Genomic DNA, 22,938 nt, shown 5'->3' with positions numbered 1-22,938 from the left:
CGAATGGCCGGCGGCGCGGACGATCATTGATTCCGAGCCCGCCGGCGACCGATTGGTTCAGGTTGATTTACCCAGCGGTTCGCCTCAGGCCTTGCGCCGCGAACGCGAGGCACCGGACTTGGCGCGACCCTTCGCGTCGGCCCCGGCCTTTTCGCTACCCTTGTCCTTGCCGCCGCCGGCGCGGGAACGCAGGCTGCGCTTGAGCAGGTCGGTGAGATCGATGATGTCGGCGCCCTTGCCGGCCACCTCCTCCTCTTCCTCCACCGCGTGCAGTTGGCCCTTGGCGGCCTTTTCCTCGACCAGCTTCATGATCTTGTCGCTGAAGCTGTCCTTGTATTCGTCCGGCGCCCAGTGGGAGGCCATGTCCTCCACCAGGCGCTTGGCCATCTCCAGCTCGCGCTTGTCGAGTTTCGCCTCGGTGACGCTTTCGTCCAGCTCCAGGCCATCCAGGCTGCGCACCTGCGACGGCCAGCGCAGAGTGATCAGCACCAGGGCGTCCTGCAGAGGCCGCAGGAGCGCCAGGTGCTGGCGGGTGTGCAGGACGACGTTGGCCAGGGCGACCTTGCCGGTGCGCTCCAGGGTCTCCCGGAGCAGCGCGTAGACCTTGCCTCCGCGCCGGTCGGGGGCCAGGTAGTACGGGGTATCGAAGTGCTGCAGGGGAATTTCCTGGCTATCGACGAAAGCGAAGATCTCGATGGTCTGGGTCGACTTGGGATGCGCCGCGCGGATTTCTTCCTCGCTCAGCACCACGTAGCGACCCTTTTCGTACTCCACGCCCTTCACGATGTTCTCGCGCTCGATCTCCTTGCCGGTGACCTTGTTCACCCGTTTGTAGCCGACCGGCTCCATGCTGCGCTGGTCGAGCCAGTCGAAATCGATGCCCTGCGACGAGGTCGCCGCCGACAGGCTCACCGGTATATGCACCAGGCCGAAGCTGATCGCGCCTTTCCAGATCGCACGCGCCATGCCGGTTTCCTCCTCTTGATGGTTACAGCGTGCCGCCGTCCGCGTAACGCACGCGGCCGTCGGCGGCGATGTCGGTGATGCGCTGGAGCAGGTTGTCGGCGGCGGTCTCGGCGTCGCTCAGGCAACTGCAACCCGGGGTCACTACCCACAGCATGCGTACCGCCGCGCCACGCCGCTTGGGCTGATAGAGGATCAGGCCGACCGGCTGGCAGCGCTCCTGCATCGCGTCGGTCCAGGCGGTACAGGCGTCGAAGTCCTTGAACATGACGGAACTCTCCTCAATGGCTATCGGAAGATGGCGGCGAACGGTTCAGGCAGGCCAGGACATGCAGCACCAGTAGCGCCAGGACCGTCCCGAGTACCGCGGTACCCTGGTGACCGAGTCCGACCGCGACGCCTATGGCGGTGCTGGCCCAGAGTCCCGCCGCGGTGGTCAGGCCCCTGACCCGGCTTTCCCGACCTGCCTTGAGGATGGTGCCGGCGCAGAGGAAGCCGATGCCGGCGACGGTGCCCTGGATCACCCGGCTCAGCGCGTCCGCCCCGCCACCCTGCAATTGCAGCGGCATGACGAACAGCGCCGCGCCGAGGGTTACCAGCATGTGCGTGCGCAGGCCGGCGGCCTTGCCGCTCTGCTCGCGCTCGTAGCCGAGTACCGCGCCGAGCGCCGCCGCCAGCAGCAGGCGCAACGCGGCGCGGGCGGTCTGCTCGAAGTCGGCGAGATCGGCGAACTCCTCGCCGAGGATCTTCCACAGCGTCTCCCAGGCGCTCATCGGCGTTGTATCCCGCTGTAGCGCAGGGCACCGCAACGCAGGCAGCGCTCGCAGTCGAAGGTTTCCTCACCCAGTCGCAACGCCGGTTGCCGGCACCAGTCGCAACCGCCGATCAGGCAACGCAAGGTCATCCGGGTCCTCCCGCCGAATCGCTCGGCCAGCCGCCCTTTCCAGCTGTGACCGACGAGACGACGGGAAGGTGCGATCGGATTCGCCAGCGGCGCTCCTCAGGCGGGGATCGCCTTGGTCGCCGCCTCGCGCTGCCAGATCCGGTGCTGCATCAATGCCTGGCGCAGACCGGGGAAGACATCGGTGGCCGTGGCGCCGAGCACCACGCCGGGGTCGCCAGGCAACGAAAGCTGGCTGGCCAGCGCCTGGGCATCGCCAGCGAAGGCCACTGGCTTCAGGTGCTTGTAGGCTTCCAGCAGGTAGTGCAGACCGCGTCCGTCCGCGCCGATGGCCTGGCTGCTGGCCGCGCCACCAGGCACGAAGACCGCGTCGAAGGCTACCGACGGCAGGCCGTCCCAGGTTCCCTCCGGGATCAGTTCGGCACCGTTTTCGGCCTGCACCGGCGAAGCGCTGGGGGCGATCAGCTTGGCGTCCGCGCCCTCCTGTCGGAGCGCGTCGCGTAGGTCGCTGACGTCGCTCTCGGCGACGCCGTCGGCGATCAGGATCGCCACCTTGCGCGAACGGATGTCGCCGGACAGCAGGTTCATCTGGCTCAGCGCCGGCGACGGCTTCGGCTGCGGTGCCGGGTTGGCCGGCGCGGCGAGCTGCACACCGACGTTCGCCGCGACCCTGGCGGCCAGTTGCGGATCGATGTTGAGGAGTATCTGGTTGACTTCGCGCTCACGGATCGATTGCCGCTCGACCTTGGACAGTTCGAAGCTGTAGGCGGCGACGATATGCGCCTGCTCGGCCTCGCTCATGCTGTGCCAGAACAATGCGGCCTGGCTGAAATGATCGGCGAAGGAGTCGGCGCGCTTGCGCAGCTTGCTGCCGCTGACCGGCTCGTGGTAGCTGGAGAAGCCGCCGTTGCGCGCCGCCGGCGGGGTTTCCTTCGGCCAGCCGCCGTCGATCGAGTTCGGTTCATAGGAAGCCCGGCCGCGGTTGATGGTCTGCCGGTGCGGCGCGTCGCGCTGGTTGTTGTGGAACGGGCACAGCGGGCGGTTGATCGGGATTTCGTTGAAGTTCGGCCCGCTCAGGCGCAGCAGTTGGGTGTCGGTATAGGAGAACAGCCGACCCTGCAACAGCGGGTCGTTGGTGAAGTCGATTCCGGGGACCAGGTGGCCGACGTGGAACGCCACCTGCTCAGTCTCGGCGAAGAAATTGTCGGGGTTGCGGTTGAGTACCATCCGTCCCACCACCCTTACCGGCACCAACTCCTCGGGCACCAGCTTGGTGGGGTCGAGCAGGTCGAAGTCGAAGCTGTCCTGCTGGTTCTCCGGGATCACCTGCAGGCCCAGTTCCCATTCGGGATAGTCGCCCTTCTCGATGTCCTCCCAGAGGGTCCGCCGGTTGAAGTCGGGGTCCTTGCCGGCGAGCTTCTGCGCCTCGTCCCAGACCAGCGAGCAGGTCCCGGACTTCGGTCGCCAGTGGAACTTGACCAGCACGCTCTCGCCGGCCGCGTTGACCAGGCGGAAGGTGTGCACGCCGAAGCCCTGCATGTTGCGGTAGGCGATCGGAATGGCGCGATCGGACATCAGCCACATGACCATGTGCGCCGACTCCGGGGTCAGCGAAACGAAGTCCCAGAAGGTGTCGTGGGCAGACGCTCCGGTGGGAATCTCGTTGTGCGGTTCGGGTTTCACCGCATGGACGAAGTCCGGGAACTTGATCGCATCCTGGATGAAGAACACCGGCATGTTGTTGCCGACCAGGTCGAAGTTGCCTTCGTCGGTATAGAACTTCACGGCGAAGCCGCGTACGTCACGCACCGTATCCGCGGACCCGCGCGGCCCCTGCACGGTGGAGAAACGCACGAAGACCGGGGTACGCTTGCCCGCCTCGGCGAGGAAGCCGGCCTTGGTCAGGTCGCTGAGGTCCTCGTAGGCCTCGAAGTAGCCATGCGCCGCCGAGCCACGAGCGTGGACCACGCGCTCGGGAATGCGCTCGTGGTCGAAGTGGGTGATCTTCTCGCGCATGATGAAGTCTTCGAGCAACGACGGTCCGCGCTCGCCGGCCTTCAGGGTGTTCTGGTTATCGGCGATGCGGGTGCCGGTATTGGTGCTCAGGGCCTCTCCGGTGGCGTCCTCGCGATAGGCCTCCAGCTGTTCCAGCTTGGCGTTGCTGTTGCCACGGTCGACGGTGTCGGTGCCGGCCGCCTGGCTGCGCTGCTCGTTGTTCTGCTCGCTCATCGGTTTCCTCTCCTCATCCTGGGCATGAAAATGGGGCGGATGCCTCCCTGCTCCGCCCCATTCACTTCACTGCGCGGTTATCAGTTCCCGCCGTGGCTGCGCTGGCCACCTTTCTTGCCAGCCTCGGAGGCCCGCTGCGGATCGTTCTTGAAGTTGCCGCCGCTGGCCTGGCCGCCCTTCTTGCCGGCCTCCGAAGCACGTTTCGGGTCTTCCGCGAAGTTGCCTTTACCACCTTGATGCTGTGCCATTTCTATTTCCTCCGAATAATCTCTTCAGAACAGATTTCATGGACGCATGCGTTGCGCATGCCCTAACTCTGAGAGGGTGTTTCGCCAGGGGTTCAGATTATTTTCAGCGAATGAAAGCGAAGCGTTTTGCCAGCATGTTTCGAGCGCAATCCATAGGGTTCAAAGATCCTTGCCTTATTCCATTGCCAGCATTGACAGAAATCCCAGAATTGCGTCAGATGAAAGCCCGCACATCTCGGAGGAGCACCATGAAACCCTACGAGCATCCGGCCTACAGCGATCCCGTGGTAAGCAACGAAGAACCCGATCGCGATTGCCATGAATGGAATTTCGAACCGGGAGACAGCGATCAGGAACCCTACCCCGAATATCATGGAGCGAATACCGAAGAAGCCCCAGGCGGAGGCACTTAATTATTCTTTTCTATTGCAACCCCTGACATTCCGATAGACCCATTCAATAATTAATCGTCGAACTTTAAAACAAATGGAACTCGCCATGGAAAACAGTGACGAAGTGCGATTCCAGCACTATTTCATTTCTCTCGTCGAACAGGTGGCGAAACCGCTTTTCGTCGACTCCTGCGAAGAGGCGCGCAGCTACGGCCTGGACTGCAACGTGGACCTCAACCTCGACGAGGACGGCCATCCTCGCCTGCGCCTGGAAGTCGGCGAGCCGGGAGGCGAGAAAAGCCACTACAGCCTGCTGGCGATTCCCGGCGAGCGGGTCATCCATCGCCAGTACCTGGCCGGGGCCCAGGAATGGCACAGCCTGCCGGCCGAGCTGGCGTCGATCAACCCGATGGTGCTGGACAGCGAGCTGGCGGTATTCTTCCGCCGCGCCTTCGACCTTCGCCTGGAGGGCCCCGAACGCCGTCACCCGGCCGGCTTCTGGTAAGGCCCTTCATAGCTTCCAGATATCCCGGGCGTATTCGCTGATCGTCCGGTCGGCGCTGAACCAGCCGATCCGCGCCACGTTGAGCAACGCCGAGCGCCACCAGCGATCGGGCTCGCGCCAGACTTCCTCGACCCGGCACTGCGCATGCCAGTAGGCCTCGAAGTCGGCGCAGAGCATGAAGCGGTCGTCGTGCACCAGGCCGTCCACCAGCCCTTCGTAGCGGCTGCGGTCGTCGGCCGAGAACAGCCCACTGCGGATCGCCTCCAGGGCTTCCTCCAGCCGCGGCGAGGCCGCGATCACCCCGCCCATCTCCAGCTCCCCGGCTTGCCGGCGCTGCTCCACCTGCTGGGCGCTGAGGCCGAAGATGAACATGTGTTCCAGGCCGATCCGCTGGCTCATCTCGACGTTGGCGCCGTCCAGGGTGCCGATGGTCAGCGCGCCGTTGAGGGCGAACTTCATGTTGCTGGTCCCGGAGGCCTCGAGCCCGGCGGTGGAAATCTGCTCGGAGAGGTCCGCCGCGGGAATGATCGCCTCGGCCAGGCTGACGTTGTAGTTGGGCAGGAACACCAGCTTGAGCAGGCCGCGCACGGTGGGGTCGTCGTTGATGGTGCGGGCGATGTCGTTGGCCAGCTTGATGATCAGCTTGGCCTGGTGGTAGCTGGCGGCAGCCTTGCCGGCGAAGATCTTCACCCGCGGCACGCGGTCGGCGGTCGGGTCGTTGCGGATCTCCTGGTACAGCGCCACGGTGTGCAGCAGGTTGAGCAACTGCCGCTTGTATTCGTGGATACGCTTGATATGCACATCGAACAGCGCTTCCGGTTCGATCGCCACGCCGAGGCTGTCCAGCACCAGGCGCGCCAGGGCGGTCTTGTTCTGCCGGCGCTGCTCGGCGAAGCGCGCCCGCAGCCTGGCGTCCTCGACGTGTTCCTCGAGGTCCGGCAGGCGCCGTTCCGGGGTGTCCAGCAGGTCGGCGCCGAGGGTCTCCACCAGCAGCTCGGTCAACCCCGGGTTGGCCTGGAACAGCCAGCGGCGGAACGACACGCCGTTGGTCTTGTTGCTGATGCGCTGCGGGTAGAGGCGATGCAGGTCATGGAACACGGTTTCGCGCATCAGCTCGGTGTGCAAGGCCGATACCCCGTTGATCTGGTGCGAACCGAGGAACGCCAGGTTGCCCATGCGCACCCGCCGGCCGTGGCCCTCCTCGATCAGGCTGACCGAACGCAACAGGTCGAAGTCGTGGATGTCCTGGGCGCGCAGCGCGTCTATATGGAAGGCGTTGATCAGGTAGATGATCTGCATGTGGCGCGGCAGCAGGCGCTCCATCAGCGCCACCGGCCAGGATTCCAGGGCTTCCGGGAGCAGCGTGTGGTTGGTGTAGGACAAGGTCGCCACGCTCAGCGCCCAGGCGTCCGGCCAGGCCAGTTGGTGCACGTCCACCAGTTGCCGCATCAGCTCGGCGACGGCGATCGCCGGGTGGGTGTCGTTGAGCTGGATCGCCACCTGTTCCGGCAGGCTACGCAGGTCGTGATGATGGCGCAGGTGGCGGTCGAGCAGGTCCTGCAGCGAGGCTGAGACGAAGAAGTACTCCTGGCGCAGGCGCAGTTCCTGACCGGCCTCGGTGCTGTCGGCCGGATACAGCACCCGCGAGATGCTCTCCGCCTTGACCACGTCGACCACCGCGCCGATATGGTCGCCGGCGTTGAAACGGTCCAGTTGCAGGTCTTCCTCGGCGCGAGCGCGCCACAGGCGCAGGGTATTGACGCTGGCACGCCGCCAGCCGACGATCGGCGTGTCGTAGGCGATCGCCCGGATCCGCTCGTCCGGCCGCCAGATGGCACGGCCACTGTGCTCGCTGTCGACCTGCACGCTGCCGCCGAAGTCGATGTAGTAGCTGACCTCGGGTCGTTCGAACTCCCAGGGATTGCCGAAATCCAGCCAGGTCTCGGTCTGCTCCTGCTGCCAGCCGTCGGTCAGCACCTGGCGGAACAGGCCATGCTCGTAGCGGATGCCATAGCCATGCGCGGGAATGTCGAGGCTGGCCATGCTTTCCATGAAGCATGCCGCCAGGCGTCCGAGGCCGCCGTTGCCGAGCGCCGCGTCCGGCTCCAGGGCAACGATCCGCTGCAGGTCGACGCCCAGCTCGGCAAGGGCCTGGCGGGTTTCCTCGAGCAGCCCGAGGTTGCCGAGGTTGTCCAGCAACAGGCGACCGATGAGGAACTCCAGGGACAGGTAGTAGACCCGCTTGCGCGCGGGCGCTTCGCCTTGCGGGGTGGCCTCCTCCCAGTGGTCGATGATGTGGTCGCGCACCGCCAGGGCCACCGCTTCGAACCAGTCGTGCGGGCAGGCGGTGGATGGGTCGCGGCCGACGCTGTAGCGCAGCTTGGCGAGGATGCTGGCTTTCAGGGTCTGGACCGTGCTCGGGGTCTGGTCTTGGCTGTCGGGCATCGCCGGGCTTCCTTCCGGCCCGCCGCTGCAGGCCGGTGCTTGCGGGGTTTTCTCAGGCGCTCTTGCGTACCGGCACGGCGGCCGCCGCGCTTTCCTGGCGCAGGCGGTCGAGCAGGTCGTGGCCGGCCAGGGTCAGGTGGTGGACCACCCAGTGCTCCTGGCCGGTCCAGGAATGCTGGACGCTGCCGCAGAGCAGTTGCGCCTGGTTGAGCAACTGCAAGTGGTAGGCCACCGCCTCGCGGCAATGACCGGGCAGCTCGCGCGCTTCCCAGTGCTGGCCGAAGCCAAGGCTTTCCAGATGCTCCAGCAGATCCCTGATCAACCCCCAGTCGCGTTTCATCGCCGTGCTCCTTGTCTGCGTCGCGGCCGGCCGTTCCGGCTACCTAGAAGCGGAGTCGCGGCGGCCGCGATGGTTCATTCTTTTTCGCCGGCGGCCCGCCTGTCCGCACGACGGAACCGCCGGGCGCCGGCGTCAGTCGGGAGGAATGCCGTTGCCAAGGGTCGGTGCGCGAACTGGCGCGAGAGCTGGAGCGCAGCTTCACTGAGCAGTGACCTTTCCCGTATCCCGGCAGGAGCGCTCCGATGCAGGCTTTCATGGTTCATTTCTCAGACGCCGGACAACCCGGCCGGACCGTGCTCACCACTTTCGCGCCAACCCTCAGCACCAGCGAGGCGCACGTTCGCCTGCAACTCTGCTATCCCCTGCTGTTCCCGCAGCGTCTGAGCGCGGTGCGGGTCTACCCCCTGCTGCCGGCGGCGGCACGCGAGTGAACGCGGCCGCCGGGGCGCCTCAGCCGTTGACCACCGTACCGCCGTTGACGTGCAGCACCTGGCCGCTGACGTAGGACGAGTCGTTACAGGCCAGGTAGACGTAGCTGGCGGCCAGCTCTTCCGGCTGGCCGGGCCGGCCCATCGGCGTATCCGCGCCGAAGTGGGCGACCTTCTCGGCGCTGAAGGTGGACGGGATCAGCGGCGTCCAGATCGGGCCCGGGGCCACGGCGTTGACGCGGATGCCGCGGTTGACCAGGTTCATCGACAGCGACCGGGTGAACGAGGTGATCGCGCCCTTGGTCGAGGAATAGTCGATCAGCTGGGGGTTGCCCTTGTAGGCGGTGATCGAGGTGGTGTTGATGATCGCCCCGCCCTTGCCCATCAGCGGCAGGGCCGCCTTGGTCAACTGGAACATGCCGAAGATGTTGGTGCGGAAGGTCTTCTCCCACTGCTCTTCGCTGATGTCCTCCAGGCGCGCCTGCGGATGCTGCTCGCCGGCGTTGTTGACCAACACGTCGAGGCGCCCGCATTTCTGCCTTAGCGTGTCCACCACCTGGCGGCAGAATCCGGCGTCGGCGACGTCGCCGGCGAACGCCAGGCACTGGCGGCCGAGCGACTCGATGATCTCGCGGGTCTTCGCCGCGTCTTCGTTCTCATCCAGGTAGACCAGCAGCACATCCGCCTTCTCGCGGGCGAAAGCCACCGCCACCGCGCGGCCGATACCACTGTCGCCGCCGGTGACCAGGGCCACCTTACCCTCCAGCTTGGCCGCCGGACGGTAATCGGCGGAAACGAACTCCGGCTTCGGCTGCATCTCGCTTTCGTGGCCGGGACGTTGGTCCTGGTGCTGCGCCGGCAGGGTCTGTCGCTGTTCGCTCATGGTGGTTTCCTCTCTGTCGGACGCCTCAGGCGCGTTCGCCGCGCAAGGCGCGTTGATGGAATTCAGGCAGGCGCCGCAGCGCCCAGCGGGTGGCTTCCCGGCGCATCCGCGCGGGGTCGCCGTGGAAGCGCTCGCGGCGCGAGAACAGGGCGAGGCCGGCGGGCAACCGGAAGGCCCAGGCAAAGCACACGGTACCGGGCGGGATGCCGTCCTTCGCTTCACTGCCGAGCAACCCCGTGACCGCCAGCGCGGCGCTCGCCGGACTGCGTTGCAGGGCCGCCCTGGCCATGGCCTCGGCGACCTCCACGCTGGTCAGGTTGAAACGCTCCAGCCAGTTCGGGTCGAGCCCCAGCAGGGCAAGCTTGGCCGCCGGCGAATAGACGACGAAGCCGCCTTCCATCACCTTGCCGCTGCCGGCCACCGCCGACAGTTCGGCGCTGATCTGCCCGGCAGTACAGGATTCCGCGGTGATCAGGCTGAGGTCGGCGCTACGCAGGTAGGCCACCAGGCGAGAGGCCTCGTCCGCGAGTTGCAGGTCGGGCATGGCACGCTCCTCAGGGCGAGATCGGGTCGCTGGCGGGAAAGGTCTCCTTCAACGCGTCGTCCAGCTGGCGATCCTCCGCCACCTGGGGCCGGGTGGTGCCGCCACAGGGGCAATCGGCGTCGCCACACGGCTCGCCCTGGGGGTGGCCGCTGGCGCAGGCCGCGCAGCAATAGTGCTGGCCGTCGCGTTCGACGGCATCGGCGCCGGGCTGGCAGGTGCATTTGGGACAGGCACAGGTTTCGCTGTTCATGGGCAGTCTCCAGTGGGGTTCACTTGCTGTGTTCCGGTGAGGTCACCGGGCGCAAGCCACGGGGGCCGGTCCAGCCCCAGAGGACCAGGCCGAGCACGGGCAGGAGCAGGATCAGCAGCGACCAGCCGAGCTTGCGACTGGCGGAGCTGTCGCTGCGGAGCACGCTGTTGATGGCCCAGGCATCCACCAGGAGCAACAGGACCAGCAGCGCGAGGATCAGGTAGGCGGTATCCATCGGGGGCCTCCTCGGCATCTCGTTGCACGGTGGAGGCCCTGTGCGCCGGGGGAGTTCCGCCTTTTTCGCGGACGGTCAGCCGCGCCCGAGCTGGCGCCGCATGGCCGCGCTGATGCGCTGGCGGGTGCCGGCGTAGTCGGCCCAGGGATCGTCGCCGGCGAGTTCGTCGAGGCGCTGCGGCAGACTGCGCAGGTTCCATTGGTTGGCGCCCTGCAGCGAGTCGAGTTCCTCGCGGAACACCGGTACCGACACCGGCAACCCTTCGCGGGCGCGCACCGAGTAGGCGGCCACGGTGCTGGCGCCGCGGCTGTTGCGCAGGTAGTCGACGAAGATCTTGCCGACCCGGTTGCGCGGCCCGGAAACCGCCGAGAAACGCTCCGGCATCAGGCGCGCCAAGTGCTGGGAGATGGCCTGGGCGAAATCCTTGACCTCGTCCCAGCCATGCCGGCGCTCCAGCGGCACCAGCAGGTGCATGCCCTTGCCGCCGCTGGTCTTGAGGAAGGCGCGCAGGCCCAGCTCGTCGAGCAACGTCAGGCTCAGCTGGGTCGCTTCGAGCATGCGCTTCCACGGCAGCGCCGGGTCCGGGTCGAGGTCGAGGACGAAACGGTCGGGCCGCTCCAGGTTGGCCAGGCTGGCGTTCCAGGTATGGAATTCGATGCTGCCCATCTGCACCGCGCCGACCAGCGCCTCGGCGCTGCGGATCTGCAACAGCGGCGGATGACCGGGATCGAGCGCCGGGTCGAGCTGGACGATGCCGGGGATCTTCAGGCGCGCCGCGTGCTTCTGGAAGAACAGTTCGCCGCCGATTCCGTCGGGGCCGCGCACCAGCGACACCGGGCGCTCGCGCAGGTCGCGCAGGAGCAGGTCGGCGTAGCGCGCATGGAACTCGGCGAGCTCCAGCTTGCTGGCCTGGATCGACGGGTCGATCAGCCGCTGCGGATGGCTGATGCGCACGCCGGCGGTGGCCGCCCGCGACGCACCGGCGCCGGCCTTGCGCGCGCCGCGCAGCGACGGCGGGCCGGCGGGACGCTCGCCGGTCACCTCGCGCGCCGGCTTGTCTTCGCGCAAGCCGTGGAACACTGCCTGGCGGATGATCCCGCCACGGGTCATCTGCGCATAGGAAACCTCGCACAGCTGTTGCGGGCGCACCCACTGCACCGACCCGGTCTCGCGCGCCGGCGGCACCTTCGCCAATGGGCTGGAGCGGACCGCGAGGGGTTCCAGGCGCTCACGGACCTTCTTCAGGCTGGCCGCGGTGAAGCCGCTGCCGACCTTGCCGGCATAGCGCAGCCGGCGCTCCTCGTCAGGGCTGTAGAGGCCGAGCAGCAAGGCGCCGATATGCCGGCGAGAGCCCTTCGGCTCGGTATAGCCGACGATCACGAACTCCTGGCGCAACTGGCACTTCAGCTTGATCCAGTCGTTGCTGCGGCGCGAACGGTAGGCGCTGCCCAGACGCTTGCCGATCACGCCTTCGAGACCGAGCTTGCAGGCGCTGGCCAGCAGGTCGCGGGGGTCTTCCGCGAGCGTCGCGGAGAACCGCAGCGGGTCTTCGTCGCGCCCTTCCAGCAGCGCCTCCAGGCGCGCGCGGCGCTCCTCCAGGGCGACATCGCGCAGATCCTCGCCTTCGTGGTACGGCAGGTCGAAGAGGACGTACAGGATGTTCTCGCCGCGACCTTCCTCGAAGGCGTTCTGCAGGGCCTGGAAGTCCGGTCGACCCTCCTCGTCGAGGACCACCAGTTCGCCGTCCAGCCAACTGCGCTGCAGACCGAGCCCGGCCAAGGCCTTCTCCAGGTGCGGCAGGCGTTCGCTCCAGTCATGGCCGTTGCGGGTCAGCAGGCGCACGCGGCCGTCTTCGATGCGGCTCATCAGCCGATAGCCGTCCAGCTTGAGTTCGTAGGCCCACTGCCCTCGCGGAGGCTGCTCGACCAGGCTGGCCAGCTCGGGGGCGATCCATTCGGGCATCGGCGTCTTCCCCCCGCTCTTGCCGCGTCGCGCCGGCCTGGCCGCGGGCGTGGCGGCTTCGCCATGGCGGGGCAGCAGCGTACGCTCGCTGAGCACGCTGTCGGAACACTCCTTCAGCACGTCGAAGCGATCCAGGCTGCGCGCCTCGCCGTCCTTGGCCTTGACCAGGAACCACTGGGGTTGCTTGCCGCGCAGGTTGGTGCGGATCAGGTGCCAGCGCCCGGAGAGTTTCTCGCCGTCCAGGGCGAAGCTGAGATGGCCCTTTTCCAGGCCCTCGTGCGGATCGTCCAGAGGCGTCCAGGCGCCTCGGTCCCAGACGATGACGTCGCCGGCGCCGTAGTGCCCCTGGGGAATGCTGCCTTCGAAGTCGGCATAGTCCAGCGGATGGTCCTCCACCTGCACCGCGAGCCGCTTCACCGTCGGGTCGAGGCACGGCCCCTTGGGCACCGCCCAGCTCTTCAGGGTGCCATCCAGCTCCAGGCGGAAGTCGTAGTGCAGGCGGCTGGCGTCGTGCTTCTGGACGCAATAGCGGAGCAGCCCGGTGCTGTCCTTGCGAGGCTTGCGGCCGCTGGGCTCCGGGGTCTGGCGGAAATCGCGCTTGCGGGCGTACTCGGCGAGCGGCTTGCTGCTGGGCATGGCGGGCTCCTCGGTGGTCAGACGCCGGGGCAGACCGGCGCGCTGTGCAGGACCAGGTCGATGGCTTTCCCCAGTTCTTCCAGGGTCACCGGTTTGAGCAGCACCGGATAGGGTGCCGCCGGGTCGATGCCGACGCGAGCGCTGTCGCTGAGCAGGATCACCCGCATCCGCGGGCGCACCGGCAGGCTGGTTTCGATGAGCATGCTGCCGCTCAGAGGACCTTCGAGCTGCTCGCTGAGCAGAAACAGGTCGATCACCGCGTCCGAGGCCAGGTGGTCGAGGGCTTCGTCGCGACTCGCCGCGCTGAGCACCGCGTAGCCTCGATCAAGGAGGAATTCCTCGATCCGCCAGAGCTGGTCGGCGTGTTCTTCGAGGACCAGGACGATCTTGTTTTCTCCGTTCACCATGGTTCTCCCTGTCGGATTGTCAGGAAGGCTTCGCTGCAAGGTTCGCGCCGTCCGCCCCGCTTACGCCGGAGCAGCGTGACCACGGCGATTGGGCGCGGGCTGATCGCAAAGTGCGATCAGCAGAGTGCCCGGAAGGCGCCTGTTCATCGTGCAGATTGCCCGACCCGCGCCGACCGCTGGTAAGCCCGCCGGCACCAACCGCGTCGACCGGGGTCCAGCCTGAGAGACCGCGAGCGAAGGAGCCAGCCATGCGCCCTGCCCCAGAAGACGCCGCAGACGATGCGTTCGACCAGCGCGAGTATCCGATCCCGGAGCGCCTGGAAAGCCAGCGCCGCGCCTGGCGTTTCGAACGGGCGGGCCTGTGGGTCCTGCTCGGGGTGATCCTCCTGGCGCTGACCGGGGTGTTCGCCGGCGGGCCTCTGAGTTCGCGGACGCTGGTCAGCGACAGCGGCAGGCTGACCCTGGCCTACGAGCGTTTCGAACGCAGCGGCGCCGCCAGCCGCCTGCGCATCGATCTGCGCGGCGCGCCGGGCACCGAGGTTGGCGTGCGCCTGGGCGGCGGACTGCTACAGGCGCACAGCATCCAGAGCCTGCAACCGCAACCGCTGCGCAGTCACAGCTGGCGGGGTGGCCTGGAACTGGAGGGAAGGCTCGACGAAGACGGTCGCCTGAGCCTGTTCCTGACGTTGTTGCCGAACCAGCTCGGCGAAGTCGCCAGTCGACTGGAGTTCGCCGGCGAAAGCCTGGCCTTCGACCAGTTCATCTACCCCTGAGTCATCCGTTCCGAGGAGGCGCACGATGGATTCCGTACTGCGAGCCGCCGCGCTCTACCTGGTCCTGCTGGTACTCTTCCGCATCGCCGGGCGGCGTTCACTGACCGACATCACCACCTTCGACCTGCTGCTGCTGATGATCATCGGCGAAGCCACCCAGCAGGCGCTGCTGGGCGACGACTTCTCGCTGGTCAACGCGGTACTGGTGATCATCACCCTGATCGTCATCGACGTCGGTCTGTCCCTGCTCAAGCTGCGCCATCCGAAGCTCGACACCCTGATCGAGGGCTCGCCGACGCTCATCGTCGAGTACGGCAGGCCATTGCACGCACGCCTGGCCGAGGCCCGCCTGCGCGAGGAAGACATTCTCCTGGCCGCCCGCGAGACCCAGGGCCTGGAACGCATGGAGCAGATCCGCTTCGCCATCCTCGAGAAGAACGGCAAGATCTCGATCATTCCCGATCGCGGCGACTGACGCTGCGCGCGTGGCGCATCAGCAGCGGCTGGATGCTCAGGCCGTGCACGCAGATGCTCAGGGCGACGAGGCTCAGCACCAGGTCGCTGGCGGTATGCGCGAGCGCCGTAGGCAGCCCCTGGTTCAGCGCGTAGCTGAGGTAGTACAGGCTGCCGATGCCGCGGATGCCGAACCAGCCGAGCAGGCGCCGCTGCGCCGGGTGCATCAGCCGCCGGCCGACCAGCAGCCAGACCATCGCCGGCCGGCACACGCAGAACAGCAGCAGCGCCAGCGGCAGCGCGCGCCAGTCCCAGTGCTGGTAGAGCATGGCGCCGAGCAGGGTCACCAGCAGCACTTCCAGCGAGCGCTCCAGCAGGTTGCCGAAGGAGAGCACGTCGAGCATCACCGCGCCGGCTGCCACCTTCGGGTGTTCGCTGCGGTCGGCGCCATACTCGATGGTGCCGCTGGCCTGCCCGGCCTCGCGCACGTCGGCGGCGGCCGCCTGCGCCTCGGCCGGTGCCGAGGCGTGTCCCAGCGTCGCCACCTCGGCGTGGCGCAGGCCGATCCCGGCGGCGAAGCTGGCGAGGAAGCCCCAGCCGCCCAGCGCGTCGGCGCCGACATAGGACAGCGCGATCAGCGCCAGGGCGAGGAAGTCGTTGGCCGACACCGAGGTGTCGGTGTGCCGCGCCCGCAGGTGGATGGCCAGGCGGCCGAGGCCATGGCCCAGGCAATAGCCCACCAGCAATCCGGCGGGGATGGCCCAGAGGACGTCGCGCAACAGCCAGTCCAGGCCGCTGCGGTCGAACTCGCCAGGCAGGCCGCCGCCCTGACCGATCAGCAGCAGGGCGGCGATGACGAAGGGAAAGGCGATGCCGTCGTTGAGTCCCGCCTCGCCGGATACGGCGTAGCGCAGGCGATCGTCGTCGCCGGCGTGGTTGACCTGGATGTCGCTGGCCAGCACCGGGTCGGTGGGCGCGAGGATCGCCGCGACCAGCAAGGCCAGCCCCCAGTCCAGGCCGAACAGGAAATGCGCGCCCAGGGTAAGGCCGAGGATACAGCCGAGCAGGACCGGTCCGGCCAGCAGCCAGGCGGCGGTCCAGGCCGGCGAGCGCAGCGGCAGGCGCAGCTTGAGGCCGCCGATGAACAGCGAGATCAGCAGGGCCGCCTCGGCGAGGTGTTCGAACCAGCCGCTGATGTCCGCCAGGCCACTGCGCCAGGCATGCAGCCCGGCCGGGCCGATGGCCAGGCCGAACAGCAGGTAGAGGAACGAGGTGCTGACCGGCAGCAGGCGCAGGTAGGCCGAGGCCAGGCCGAGCGTCAGCAGGATGCAGCCCAGTACCAGCAACCACAGGCTGAAGCTCATGCCTGGCCAGGCTCCGCCCGCGGGGGCGTTACTTGGATGGGTGCGCCTTGGCCAGCGCGCGGGCCATTTCCAGGTGGTGCTTCAGGGCCGGCAGGTGGGTCTTGGCGAAGGCCTGCAGTTCCGGGTCGGTGAGGTTGTCTGCGGCCTGGGTGAAGAGTTCCACGGCTTTCTCGTGGGCCGCCACCTGGTTGTTGGCGTAGGCCGGGTCGAAGGAGGCGTCGCGCAGGTCGAGCAGGGTCGCCTTGGCCTTGTCGGTCAGGCTGGCGTCGTCTTCGACCTCCAGTTTCTTGCGCTCGGCCAGGCTGCGCAGTTCGGCGTTGACCTTGCCGTGGTCGTCGATCATCTGCTTGGCGAATACCTTCACATCGGCGGCGGTGCTCTTTTCCAGCGCCATCTTGCCGGCTTCGATTTCCGCCACGCCGGCCGCCGAGGCCTCGCTGACGAAGGTCTGTGGCGCGGTCTTGTTCATGTCCTGGGCGTTGGCGAAAGGCAGGGCCAGGACCAGCAGGAGCCAGGCGGCTCCCTTGAGGGGAAGGCTGATTGCTCTGTTCATGGTCGACTCCGTTGGCGTGACAGGGAAAAAATGCCGGGACTTCGGCACAACGCACCTCGGCATCGTCGCTGCTGTGACGGCGCCGCCGGCCGACCGTTCAGATTTTTCGCCGACCGTGCCAGGCCGGGCGCCCTCCCCGGTCACCCCTGGCGGCTCGCCAGCGCCTCGATCCGCGCCCGGCTCTTCGGCCGGCGTACGGACAGCGGCGGTTCGACCCGCATCGGCGGCGCGATCGCGTTGCCCTGGAGATAGACGTCCCCGGTCGGCAGCCGGGCGAACGCATCGTCCTCCTCGAGACCTTCCAGGACCACGCAGGGCGCCAGTTCGCGGCACAGGGCCAGCAGATGGCGCAGCACTTCGGCGCCCTTCGCCGAGCGACGTGCTTCGCGGGTATACCGGCAATCGATCTTGATCACATCGGGACGGGCATCGAGAACGAAGTCCAGGTTGTTGTGCGCCGCGCCGAAGTCGTCTATCGCGATGCGCACGCCATGTTCGCGCAGGCGTCGGATGAACTCCCGGGTCGCGACTCTCTCGCCCACGGCGGTCTCGGTCAGCTCCAGCGTCAGCCGCCGTGCCACCTGCGGACGGGCGGCCAGCCATCGGCAGACGGCTTCCCACCAGGCATCCATCGCCGCGCTCTGGCGCGACAGGTTGCAGGCCAGGCGCAAGGTAGGCTCGGCGTTCAGCCGGTCGAGGACCGTACCCAGCACGCAGCGATCGAGCAGGCGTACCAGGCCGAGCCGCTCCAGCGCCAGGATCAGTTCCTGGGTCGGCAACGGCGGCTCGCCGCTGGCGGCCGTGACCCTGAGCAGGGTTTCCCGGTAGAGCGGCTCCCATTCCGGATGCCCGGCATGCCGTACGGCCTGCCAGTCCAGGCGCACCCGACCGCGCGCCAGGGCGGCCTGGAAACGCCGGGCCAGGCGCAGGTCGCCGGCCAGGGAGGCGGCAACGGCCGGCGGGTGCTCGTGCTGGCGAGCCTGTGGGGAACTGTTCACTGTAGAGCTTTCCTTTCCTGGCGGCTGACGCCGTTGTCGTCGATCCAGTCGAACGCCACCTCGCCGCGCGTCCCGCTGTCCACCCGCCGCGGCAGGCCGAGGCGTCGTTGCGAGCGCGGAGCCAGCAGCGTTCCGGGCAGATCCAGGCGCGTCTCCCCTATCTCCAGCGCCAGCCCCGCCAGGGACACGAAGTACGGCGTCGGGTTGTCCACCCGCAGGGTCTCGTCGCGCAGCGCGAAGCCCAGTTCGGCGGCCGCGTCCTCGGCGTGCGGATGCAGGCCGTGCGGGCGGTACAGCACCTTCATCTGGGTTCGCAGGGTGACCGTGAGCCGGGGCCGGCCAGCGGCCTCGGCGGTGGCTTGCGGGGGGATCTCGTAGATGTTCAGCCAGTACAGCGATTCGCGATCCCGTGCCTGGGCCTGGCCGGTAGCCAGCAGGCGCAGGCTGCGCTGGCGTCCCGGCTCCAGGCGGAATACGGGCGGCAGCGGCAGGAACGGAGCCAGCGCGGTATCCGGTTCGCCGTCGAGGGCGCCGTCATCGACCCACGCCTGCACCAGCACCGGGTAGGGATTCTGGTTGACCAGCAGCAACGAGGCCTCGCGCTGGCCCTCCACGAACACCAGGCGGGTGCGCTCCGCGGTCACTCCGGCCTCGCTCGTCGGCGCGAGGCAAAGCATGGCCAGCAGCGCGAGCGCGCGCCTACTGGACACGGATAACCACCTGCGCCGTGGCCTCGACTCGCCCCGCCGTGACGCCGGGCTGGCTGCCGAGCGCGAGTTTCTCCAGGCGCGCGCGGAAGGTTTCGCGGTACAGGTCGATGCCGCCGCTACCGCCGTTGGCCTGGGTCGCGCCACCGATGGCGGGGTACCAGCCGGTGGCCTCGGCGTTGCTGCCGCCGGCGGAGTTCTCGTTGGCCAGGAGCGTCATCGGCGTGCCGTCGCGGTAGATGCGGATGCCGACCCCACGGGCAATGCCCGGCTCCCCGTAACGGTCGGAGAGCAGGTAGGACAGTCCGCCACTGGCGTTGACCAGGCCCAGCGCCGGGCTGGCCGCCAGGGCCCCGCTGGACACGCGGATGCCCAGCGCCGTGGCGCCGGCCCCGGTGCCGTTGGTCATGCCGCTCTGGCACTTGAAGGTGAGTTCGAAGGGCGCCTCGCGCACGCCGCCGCTATCGATCTCGGCCAGGGTGATGGGCGGGAACTGCACGTGCGGGGTGACCGTCATCACCGCGCAGGTGGGATAGCGTTTCAGGGTCACGTAGCGGTACAGGCCGATGGCACCCGGCCAGTTGCTGTACCAGCCGCCCCAGTTGCCGCCCACGTGCGCCTGGCCGACGGTCGGCGCGGTCAGGCCCGGCCCCTTGATGGCGATGTAGGCCGCCGGCTGGGTGTAGGAATAGGGCTGCGAGAGGATCGTCGGCGAGTAGTAGCGGATCGCCTCCAGCGGCGCGCTGTACAGCTCGGCGCGTACCGCTGCGAGGTTCTTCGCCTTGACCAGCTGGAAGCCGCGCGAGTCGATGTCCAGCCCGGAGAGCTGGCGCTCCTTCCAGATCGGCGTGATGGTTTCCCCCGTCTCGACGTTGGTCAGGCGCAGCAGCACGTTGGGCCAGGCGGTCCGGTAGGCATCCTGCAGGCCGATGTCGTTGCCCACCGTGTCGGCGCCGGTGTAGTAGCCGCTATAGAGATCGTCGCCGTTGGTAGAAAACATCTCGTAGACGGCGTCCCCGGCGCTACAGCGGAAGAACACCCGCTCGGGGTCGTAGCCGCCGGTGGCGCCGTACTGGGTCAGCGGCGCCACCGCGCTGGCGATGAGCGTCGGATAGGGCTGGAAACTCTCGTCGCTGACGTTGACCACGCTGGGCAGGCCGAGCGAGCCATTGCAGGTGTCGCAGGCGCCGGTCCAGCTGCCGGCGGTACCTTCGCCTGGGCGGATCTGGGTGTTCGAGGTGGTCGTCTCGCTGCCTACCGAGGTGACCCGGTAGCAAGTCGCCTGGCCACTGACGGGAAGCCCCAGCGACACGCCGAGGGCCAGCGCGGGCAGCAGAGGAAGCGTGCGGTTCATCTGGCGTTCTCCAGGTTGGAGTCGGTGGTGGCTGCCCGGCAGGTACCGCGCAGGCGGATCAGCGCCTGGTCGCGAGGCACACCGGCCAGGTCGTAGGGCAACTCGCAACGCTCCTTGCGCGCCGTTCCCCATTGCACCAGCAACCTGCCCCGCTGGTTTTCCGCGCGCGCATAGACCTGGCCGCCCTGCCCGACCATGCCGATGGCCGCCCCGCCGTCGTCGACCACCACGGCGCCGAGCGGCAGCACACTGCCGTCCTCGCGCCGCGCCTGGATCAGCAGCGGATGGCCGGTCAGCGTCCTGAACGTCACGCGCACGCTGGCACCGGCGTAGGGCGCGACCTTGCGCTCGGTTTCCAGCAGTTCGGCGTCGGGATCGATGCCAACGGGATCGAGGGAGATCGGGTTGTAGCGATAGGGCGACAGCGAGGGGGCCAGCGCATAGCCGTTGCCGTCGATGCGCGCGCCCTGCCCGCCGCGTATCGCGGCACCGCTGGCGCCCTTGGCCTCGACCAGGGCGAAGGTATCGCCGACGCTGGGGCCAAGGGTCAGCCCGTCGCGGTGGGCGACCAGCGCGCCACGGATGCCGCCGCTGTATTGCCGGTAGCGATCGCCCTGGGCATAGCCGGCATTCACGGTGGCCAGCGCCGCCTGCTTCTGCAACGTGCCGTTCCAGGTGGTGTCGGCGACCTCGCTGTCGCGGTTGGCGGACAGCGCGTAGCTCCAGGTACGCTCGTCGCCCAGCGTACCGTTCAGCCCGGTTTGCAGGCTGCCGCCACCGCTGTCGCCGGAGCGCCGGGTAGCCATGGCGCTGAGCGTCGGCGCCCGACTGGAAGAACCCAGCGGCATGGAGACGCTGAGGGTCAGGGTGTCGTTGCGCTGGCCGCTGCGCCGGTCGCGCCGGAGCAGCTCGACGCCAGGGTCCTGGTCGCCCTGCTCCTGGTAGTAGGTGGTGGTCTGCCGCGACCAGGCGAGGTTGTAGCTCAACTGCCCCCAGGTGTTGGAGTAGCCGAACTGCAATTGGGTGTCGCGGCTCTTGCCGTCGTAGAAATCGCTGGAGGAGCCGGAAAGATAGAGGTTGCCGTAACCGCCGAGGGCCTGGCTCACCAGCAGGTTGAACTGGTTGCGCTGCTTGTAGCTGCCGGAATCCCAGGTGTCCCCGTGGCGCAGTGCGTCGCGCGAGCCGAGCACGTCGCCGAGTTCGCGGTAGCCTTCGGTGGAATAGCGGTAGCCGGCCAGGGTCAGGGTAGTGCCGGTGGGCTGGAAGGTCCGGCTGTAGTCGAGCCCGATGCGCCAGCCCTGCTTGCGCGCGCCATCCTCGACGCGTGCGCTGGAATAGGTGCTGTTCAGGCCGAAGGCGCCGAAGCGGGTGGCGAGGACGCCGCCGCCCAGCATGGCCAGGTAGTCGTCGGCGACACGCAGTCCCAGGTTGGCGGTCAGGGCGTTGCTCATGCCGCGCTGGTAGGTGAAGTCGGCGAACAGGTCGTCGCCGTCGCCGTACTGGCGCGCCTGGCCCAGGGTGAAGCTGTAGCGCGACAGGCCGGGACGCATGGACTCCGGGACCGAGGCGAACGGCACGCTGAAGCTCGATACGCTGCCATCGGCTTCGAACACCTGGACATCCAGATCGCCGGCATAGGCGCTGTCGTAGAGATCGTCGATGACGAACGGACCGGGGGCGACATTCACCTCGCGGATCTTCCTGCCGTTCTGGCTGATCACCACCCGCGCCGCGGTGGCCGCGGTGCCCCGCACCTGCGGCGCATAGCGGCGCAGGGACTCGGGCAGCATGCGGTCGTCGGTGGCCAGGCTCAGGCCGCGGTAGCCGATGCTGCCGAGCAGGTTGCCGGCGGTGTAGCTCTCCCCCGCCGTCAGTTCGCTGCGCCAGGCCGGCAAGGCGCGCTGGGCATAGGTGCGGATGCCGTTCCACTTGCGCCTGGCCTGCCCGTTGTAGCGGGAATAGGTGTAGTTGGACTGGTGGCGCAAACGCCACAGGCCGAGGTTGATGCCGCTGTTCAGGCCGACATAGGCGTAGTCCGATCGTCCCGATTCGCCGCCGCGGTAGTCGGAGCGATAGAGGTTGGTGTCGTAGTTGACGAAGCCCATGCTGTCGCCGGCGTCCCACTCCTCGGGGCTGACGTAGCCGCGCGGCTTGAGGTCGAGCAAGGCTTGCGGCACCGAGAGGTCCAGGCGCAGGCGGGCGACGTCCAGGCTGAACCGCGAGCCGGGCAGGCGCGTGTCGAGAAAGGCGCAGTGGGCACCTTCGTCGCTCTTGCGCGGCTTTTCGCCAGGCTTGGCGCCGAGGCGCTGGCGCAGGAAGTCTTCCTCGAGGCAGGGCTCCACCGCGCCGCTGGCGGGGTTGGCGCGGAAACTCACTTCGCTGCGGCTGGCGAAGCGCTCGTTGAGGTAGACATCGACGTGATAGCGACCCGGATCGATCCGACCGTCCTGGTTGAAGCGCGACAGGTCGCCGCCGCCCAGGGAAGAGCCGAGCAACAGGCGATCATCGAATTCGTAGCCGGGCTGGGCATGACCGAAGGCGCTCGCCGCCAGCGCCATGCCGCCCGCCATCAGGGCCGTGCCGGTGCGGCAGCGGCGTTCATGGCGATAGGTCATGACGGATATCCATATGGGCGCCGTAGTCGTTGATCAGCAGCGCGTGCAGGCGCACACGTCCCGGCGGCAGGGCTTCGCGGGTTTCGGCCTGCCATTCGGCATGGCTGCGCGGCTCCAGCATGCCGCTGCGCAAGCGCCAGCGGCGCTGGCCGACGCTGAGCGTGGCGCTGGCGAACGAGGCGTAGTAGCCGCTCGGGTTGTCCACCCGCACCGCCCAGCCGGCGCTGCGCCGGACCAGTGCGAAACGCAGTTGCCCGGGCAGGTCCTCGGGACGGCCCTGGATGCCCGCCGGGCGGTAGAACAGCTTCAGGCGATTGCGCAGCATCAGCAGCATCTGGTTCCGATCCGCATGGCTGCTGTTGCGTGGCGGGATCTGCAGGACGTTGAGATGGAACAGCGATTCGCGATCGCCCGGCAGGCCCTGCCCGGTGTAGACGATGCGCAGCGTCTGGCCGCTGTCCGGGGCCATGCGGAACACCGCCGGATTGACCAGGAACGGCGCGTCCGCCTGGTCCGGCGGCGCGTCCGGGGCGTCGATGTCGACCCAGGCCTGGACGACGTTGGGAAACGCATCGCGATTGCTCAGTTGCACGGTCTTCTCCCGTGCCTCGCCGGGATAGATCACCCGGGTCCCGGTCACCACCACGCTTGCCCGCGCCTGGGCGATGCTCGCCAGCAGGACGAGCAGAAGCGCCGATGTCCTGCCGGATCGGTACGAATGTCTGGGCATGCGGCTTACCTGGCCGGGCACGG

General features: G+C 67.9%; 25 protein-coding genes and 1 pseudogene. 5 read left to right on the top strand and 21 right to left on the bottom strand.

Going from position 1 to position 22,938, the window contains the following annotated elements; all coding sequences use genetic code 11:
• Positions 1–84: 84 nt before the first annotated feature.
• The 6 genes from ku to VQ065_RS16275 form a co-directional block, all read right to left on the bottom strand.
• Positions 85–966 carry a non-homologous end joining protein Ku gene (gene ku / locus VQ065_RS16300; protein ID WP_003088925.1) on the bottom strand — a complete coding sequence of 294 codons (882 nt, stop codon included), beginning with the start codon at positions 964–966 and terminating at the stop codon, positions 85–87.
• A gap of 22 nt (positions 967–988) precedes the next feature.
• Positions 989–1,231 (bottom strand): hypothetical protein, encoded by a 243-nt coding sequence (locus VQ065_RS16295; RefSeq protein ID WP_003088922.1) that lies wholly within the window; start codon positions 1,229–1,231, stop codon positions 989–991.
• Positions 1,232–1,244: 13 nt separating this feature from the next.
• Positions 1,245–1,736, bottom strand: coding sequence for an MgtC/SapB family protein (locus tag VQ065_RS16290; protein WP_003088919.1), 492 nt, complete (start codon positions 1,734–1,736; stop codon positions 1,245–1,247).
• On the bottom strand, positions 1,733–1,867 hold the full coding sequence (locus tag VQ065_RS16285) for a PSPA7_2676 family Cys-rich small protein (RefSeq protein ID WP_003088917.1): 135 nt from the start codon (positions 1,865–1,867) through the stop codon (positions 1,733–1,735). The genes VQ065_RS16290 and VQ065_RS16285 overlap by 4 nt, the downstream gene beginning before the upstream one ends.
• A 96-nt stretch (positions 1,868–1,963) precedes the next feature.
• Positions 1,964–4,093 (bottom strand): catalase HPII, encoded by a 2,130-nt coding sequence (gene katE, locus VQ065_RS16280; protein WP_003088914.1) that lies wholly within the window; start codon positions 4,091–4,093, stop codon positions 1,964–1,966.
• Between the two features lie 80 nt (positions 4,094–4,173).
• The gene (locus tag VQ065_RS16275; RefSeq protein ID WP_003088912.1) at positions 4,174–4,341 is read right to left on the bottom strand and encodes a general stress protein; all 168 of its coding nucleotides are present in this window, start codon (positions 4,339–4,341) and stop codon (positions 4,174–4,176) included.
• 248 nt (positions 4,342–4,589) lie between these two features.
• Between VQ065_RS16275 and VQ065_RS16270 the strand changes: the two genes are divergently transcribed.
• Together VQ065_RS16270 and VQ065_RS16265 are read left to right on the top strand one after the other, a co-directional pair.
• A complete protein-coding gene (locus VQ065_RS16270) occupies positions 4,590–4,754 on the top strand; it encodes a hypothetical protein (protein ID WP_003088911.1) in 165 nt (54 codons plus the stop codon).
• An 85-nt stretch (positions 4,755–4,839) separates the two neighbouring features.
• Complete coding sequence (locus VQ065_RS16265) at positions 4,840–5,238, top strand: hypothetical protein (protein WP_003088908.1); 399 nt, start codon at positions 4,840–4,842, stop codon at positions 5,236–5,238.
• Between the two features lie 6 nt (positions 5,239–5,244).
• On the opposite strand, the gene VQ065_RS16260 is transcribed toward VQ065_RS16265, so the two are convergent.
• Entirely contained in the window at positions 5,245–7,683 is a 2,439-nt protein-coding gene (locus tag VQ065_RS16260; RefSeq protein ID WP_003088906.1) for a glycogen/starch/alpha-glucan phosphorylase, read from the bottom strand.
• 52 nt (positions 7,684–7,735) lie between these two features.
• Positions 7,736–8,023: a DUF2513 domain-containing protein gene (locus tag VQ065_RS16255; protein ID WP_003088904.1), complete on the bottom strand. Its 288-nt coding sequence runs from the start codon at positions 8,021–8,023 to the stop codon at positions 7,736–7,738.
• Positions 8,024–8,277: 254 nt separating this feature from the next.
• Here VQ065_RS16255 and VQ065_RS16250 point away from each other — a divergent pair, with 254 nt between their 5' ends.
• Positions 8,278–8,454 (top strand): hypothetical protein, encoded by a 177-nt coding sequence (locus VQ065_RS16250; RefSeq protein WP_169057975.1) that lies wholly within the window; start codon positions 8,278–8,280, stop codon positions 8,452–8,454.
• A 19-nt stretch (positions 8,455–8,473) separates the two neighbouring features.
• Here VQ065_RS16250 and VQ065_RS16245 read toward each other — a convergent pair whose 3' ends face one another.
• The 6 genes and pseudogenes from VQ065_RS16245 to VQ065_RS16220 all read right to left on the bottom strand — a co-directional run bounded on the left by VQ065_RS16245 (position 8,474) and on the right by VQ065_RS16220 (position 13,368).
• On the bottom strand, positions 8,474–9,334 hold the full coding sequence (locus tag VQ065_RS16245; RefSeq protein ID WP_003088901.1) for an SDR family oxidoreductase: 861 nt from the start codon (positions 9,332–9,334) through the stop codon (positions 8,474–8,476).
• Positions 9,331–9,878, bottom strand: a pseudogene (locus VQ065_RS16240) (CinA family protein). Before VQ065_RS16240 ends, VQ065_RS16245 begins: the two are co-directional and overlap by 4 nt.
• Before the next feature lie 10 nt (positions 9,879–9,888).
• Complete coding sequence (locus tag VQ065_RS16235; protein ID WP_003088895.1) at positions 9,889–10,128, bottom strand: metallothionein; 240 nt, start codon at positions 10,126–10,128, stop codon at positions 9,889–9,891.
• A gap of 19 nt (positions 10,129–10,147) precedes the next feature.
• The gene (locus tag VQ065_RS16230) at positions 10,148–10,363 is read right to left on the bottom strand and encodes a PLDc N-terminal domain-containing protein (protein WP_003088893.1); all 216 of its coding nucleotides are present in this window, start codon (positions 10,361–10,363) and stop codon (positions 10,148–10,150) included.
• 75 nt (positions 10,364–10,438) lie between these two features.
• Positions 10,439–12,961, bottom strand: coding sequence for a DNA ligase D (gene ligD / locus VQ065_RS16225; RefSeq protein WP_014603804.1), 2,523 nt, complete (start codon positions 12,959–12,961; stop codon positions 10,439–10,441).
• Between the two features lie 17 nt (positions 12,962–12,978).
• Entirely contained in the window at positions 12,979–13,368 is a 390-nt protein-coding gene (locus VQ065_RS16220) for a response regulator (RefSeq protein WP_003088884.1), read from the bottom strand.
• Between the two features lie 248 nt (positions 13,369–13,616).
• Between VQ065_RS16220 and VQ065_RS16215 the strand changes: the two genes are divergently transcribed.
• Positions 13,617–14,141, top strand: a complete 525-nt coding sequence (locus VQ065_RS16215) for a hypothetical protein (protein ID WP_003088874.1) — start codon at positions 13,617–13,619, stop codon at positions 14,139–14,141.
• 25 nt (positions 14,142–14,166) lie between these two features.
• Positions 14,167–14,616, top strand: a complete 450-nt coding sequence (locus VQ065_RS16210) for a DUF421 domain-containing protein (RefSeq protein WP_003088873.1) — start codon at positions 14,167–14,169, stop codon at positions 14,614–14,616.
• On the opposite strand, the gene VQ065_RS16205 is transcribed toward VQ065_RS16210, so the two are convergent.
• The 7 genes from VQ065_RS16205 to VQ065_RS16175 all read right to left on the bottom strand — a co-directional run bounded on the left by VQ065_RS16205 (position 14,594) and on the right by VQ065_RS16175 (position 22,915).
• On the bottom strand, positions 14,594–15,958 hold the full coding sequence (locus VQ065_RS16205) for a cation:proton antiporter (protein ID WP_023098667.1): 1,365 nt from the start codon (positions 15,956–15,958) through the stop codon (positions 14,594–14,596). The genes VQ065_RS16210 and VQ065_RS16205 overlap by 23 nt on opposite strands.
• A 28-nt stretch (positions 15,959–15,986) precedes the next feature.
• The gene (locus VQ065_RS16200; RefSeq protein ID WP_003088871.1) at positions 15,987–16,511 is read right to left on the bottom strand and encodes a DUF4142 domain-containing protein; all 525 of its coding nucleotides are present in this window, start codon (positions 16,509–16,511) and stop codon (positions 15,987–15,989) included.
• Between the two features lie 140 nt (positions 16,512–16,651).
• Positions 16,652–17,509 carry an EAL domain-containing protein gene (locus VQ065_RS16195; protein ID WP_003088869.1) on the bottom strand — a complete coding sequence of 286 codons (858 nt, stop codon included), beginning with the start codon at positions 17,507–17,509 and terminating at the stop codon, positions 16,652–16,654.
• Positions 17,506–18,219 (bottom strand): fimbrial biogenesis chaperone, encoded by a 714-nt coding sequence (locus VQ065_RS16190; protein ID WP_003109870.1) that lies wholly within the window; start codon positions 18,217–18,219, stop codon positions 17,506–17,508. Before VQ065_RS16190 ends, VQ065_RS16195 begins: the two co-directional genes overlap by 4 nt.
• Positions 18,209–19,570 (bottom strand): fimbrial protein, encoded by a 1,362-nt coding sequence (locus tag VQ065_RS16185; protein ID WP_003088866.1) that lies wholly within the window; start codon positions 19,568–19,570, stop codon positions 18,209–18,211. Before VQ065_RS16185 ends, VQ065_RS16190 begins: the two co-directional genes overlap by 11 nt.
• Positions 19,567–22,185, bottom strand: a complete 2,619-nt coding sequence (locus VQ065_RS16180) for a fimbria/pilus outer membrane usher protein (protein WP_003088865.1) — start codon at positions 22,183–22,185, stop codon at positions 19,567–19,569. Before VQ065_RS16180 ends, VQ065_RS16185 begins: the two co-directional genes overlap by 4 nt.
• Positions 22,169–22,915 (bottom strand): fimbrial biogenesis chaperone, encoded by a 747-nt coding sequence (locus tag VQ065_RS16175; RefSeq protein WP_003088863.1) that lies wholly within the window; start codon positions 22,913–22,915, stop codon positions 22,169–22,171. The genes VQ065_RS16180 and VQ065_RS16175 overlap by 17 nt, the downstream gene beginning before the upstream one ends.
• Positions 22,916–22,938 lie beyond the last annotated feature (23 nt).

The organism is Pseudomonas sp. KBN10P06128 (genome assembly GCF_037574945.1).
Taxonomy (GTDB): domain Bacteria; phylum Pseudomonadota; class Gammaproteobacteria; order Pseudomonadales; family Pseudomonadaceae; genus Pseudomonas; species Pseudomonas aeruginosa.
Note: the sequence above shows the minus strand (reverse complement) of the source record. Positions and strands in the feature narration are given on the sequence as shown.

What these genes read in the sequence shown, in the direction of transcription:
- ku (WP_003088925.1), bottom strand. Translation starts at nt 966, where the DNA reads ATGGCGCGTGCGATCTGGAAAGGCGCGATCAGCTTCGGCCTGGTGCAT.
- VQ065_RS16295 (WP_003088922.1), bottom strand. Translation starts at nt 1,231, where the DNA reads ATGTTCAAGGACTTCGACGCCTGTACCGCCTGGACCGACGCGATGCAG.
- VQ065_RS16290 (WP_003088919.1), bottom strand. Translation starts at nt 1,736, where the DNA reads ATGAGCGCCTGGGAGACGCTGTGGAAGATCCTCGGCGAGGAGTTCGCC.
- VQ065_RS16285 (WP_003088917.1), bottom strand. Translation starts at nt 1,867, where the DNA reads ATGACCTTGCGTTGCCTGATCGGCGGTTGCGACTGGTGCCGGCAACCG.
- katE (WP_003088914.1), bottom strand. Translation starts at nt 4,093, where the DNA reads ATGAGCGAGCAGAACAACGAGCAGCGCAGCCAGGCGGCCGGCACCGAC.
- VQ065_RS16275 (WP_003088912.1), bottom strand. Translation starts at nt 4,341, where the DNA reads ATGGCACAGCATCAAGGTGGTAAAGGCAACTTCGCGGAAGACCCGAAA.
- VQ065_RS16270 (WP_003088911.1), top strand. Translation starts at nt 4,590, where the DNA reads ATGAAACCCTACGAGCATCCGGCCTACAGCGATCCCGTGGTAAGCAAC.
- VQ065_RS16265 (WP_003088908.1), top strand. Translation starts at nt 4,840, where the DNA reads ATGGAAAACAGTGACGAAGTGCGATTCCAGCACTATTTCATTTCTCTC.
- VQ065_RS16260 (WP_003088906.1), bottom strand. Translation starts at nt 7,683, where the DNA reads ATGCCCGACAGCCAAGACCAGACCCCGAGCACGGTCCAGACCCTGAAA.
- VQ065_RS16255 (WP_003088904.1), bottom strand. Translation starts at nt 8,023, where the DNA reads ATGAAACGCGACTGGGGGTTGATCAGGGATCTGCTGGAGCATCTGGAA.
- VQ065_RS16250 (WP_169057975.1), top strand. Translation starts at nt 8,278, where the DNA reads ATGGTTCATTTCTCAGACGCCGGACAACCCGGCCGGACCGTGCTCACC.
- VQ065_RS16245 (WP_003088901.1), bottom strand. Translation starts at nt 9,334, where the DNA reads ATGAGCGAACAGCGACAGACCCTGCCGGCGCAGCACCAGGACCAACGT.
- VQ065_RS16235 (WP_003088895.1), bottom strand. Translation starts at nt 10,128, where the DNA reads ATGAACAGCGAAACCTGTGCCTGTCCCAAATGCACCTGCCAGCCCGGC.
- VQ065_RS16230 (WP_003088893.1), bottom strand. Translation starts at nt 10,363, where the DNA reads ATGGATACCGCCTACCTGATCCTCGCGCTGCTGGTCCTGTTGCTCCTG.
- ligD (WP_014603804.1), bottom strand. Translation starts at nt 12,961, where the DNA reads ATGCCCAGCAGCAAGCCGCTCGCCGAGTACGCCCGCAAGCGCGATTTC.
- VQ065_RS16220 (WP_003088884.1), bottom strand. Translation starts at nt 13,368, where the DNA reads ATGGTGAACGGAGAAAACAAGATCGTCCTGGTCCTCGAAGAACACGCC.
- VQ065_RS16215 (WP_003088874.1), top strand. Translation starts at nt 13,617, where the DNA reads ATGCGCCCTGCCCCAGAAGACGCCGCAGACGATGCGTTCGACCAGCGC.
- VQ065_RS16210 (WP_003088873.1), top strand. Translation starts at nt 14,167, where the DNA reads ATGGATTCCGTACTGCGAGCCGCCGCGCTCTACCTGGTCCTGCTGGTA.
- VQ065_RS16205 (WP_023098667.1), bottom strand. Translation starts at nt 15,958, where the DNA reads ATGAGCTTCAGCCTGTGGTTGCTGGTACTGGGCTGCATCCTGCTGACG.
- VQ065_RS16200 (WP_003088871.1), bottom strand. Translation starts at nt 16,511, where the DNA reads ATGAACAGAGCAATCAGCCTTCCCCTCAAGGGAGCCGCCTGGCTCCTG.
- VQ065_RS16185 (WP_003088866.1), bottom strand. Translation starts at nt 19,570, where the DNA reads ATGAACCGCACGCTTCCTCTGCTGCCCGCGCTGGCCCTCGGCGTGTCG.
- VQ065_RS16180 (WP_003088865.1), bottom strand. Translation starts at nt 22,185, where the DNA reads ATGACCTATCGCCATGAACGCCGCTGCCGCACCGGCACGGCCCTGATG.
- VQ065_RS16175 (WP_003088863.1), bottom strand. Translation starts at nt 22,915, where the DNA reads ATGCCCAGACATTCGTACCGATCCGGCAGGACATCGGCGCTTCTGCTC.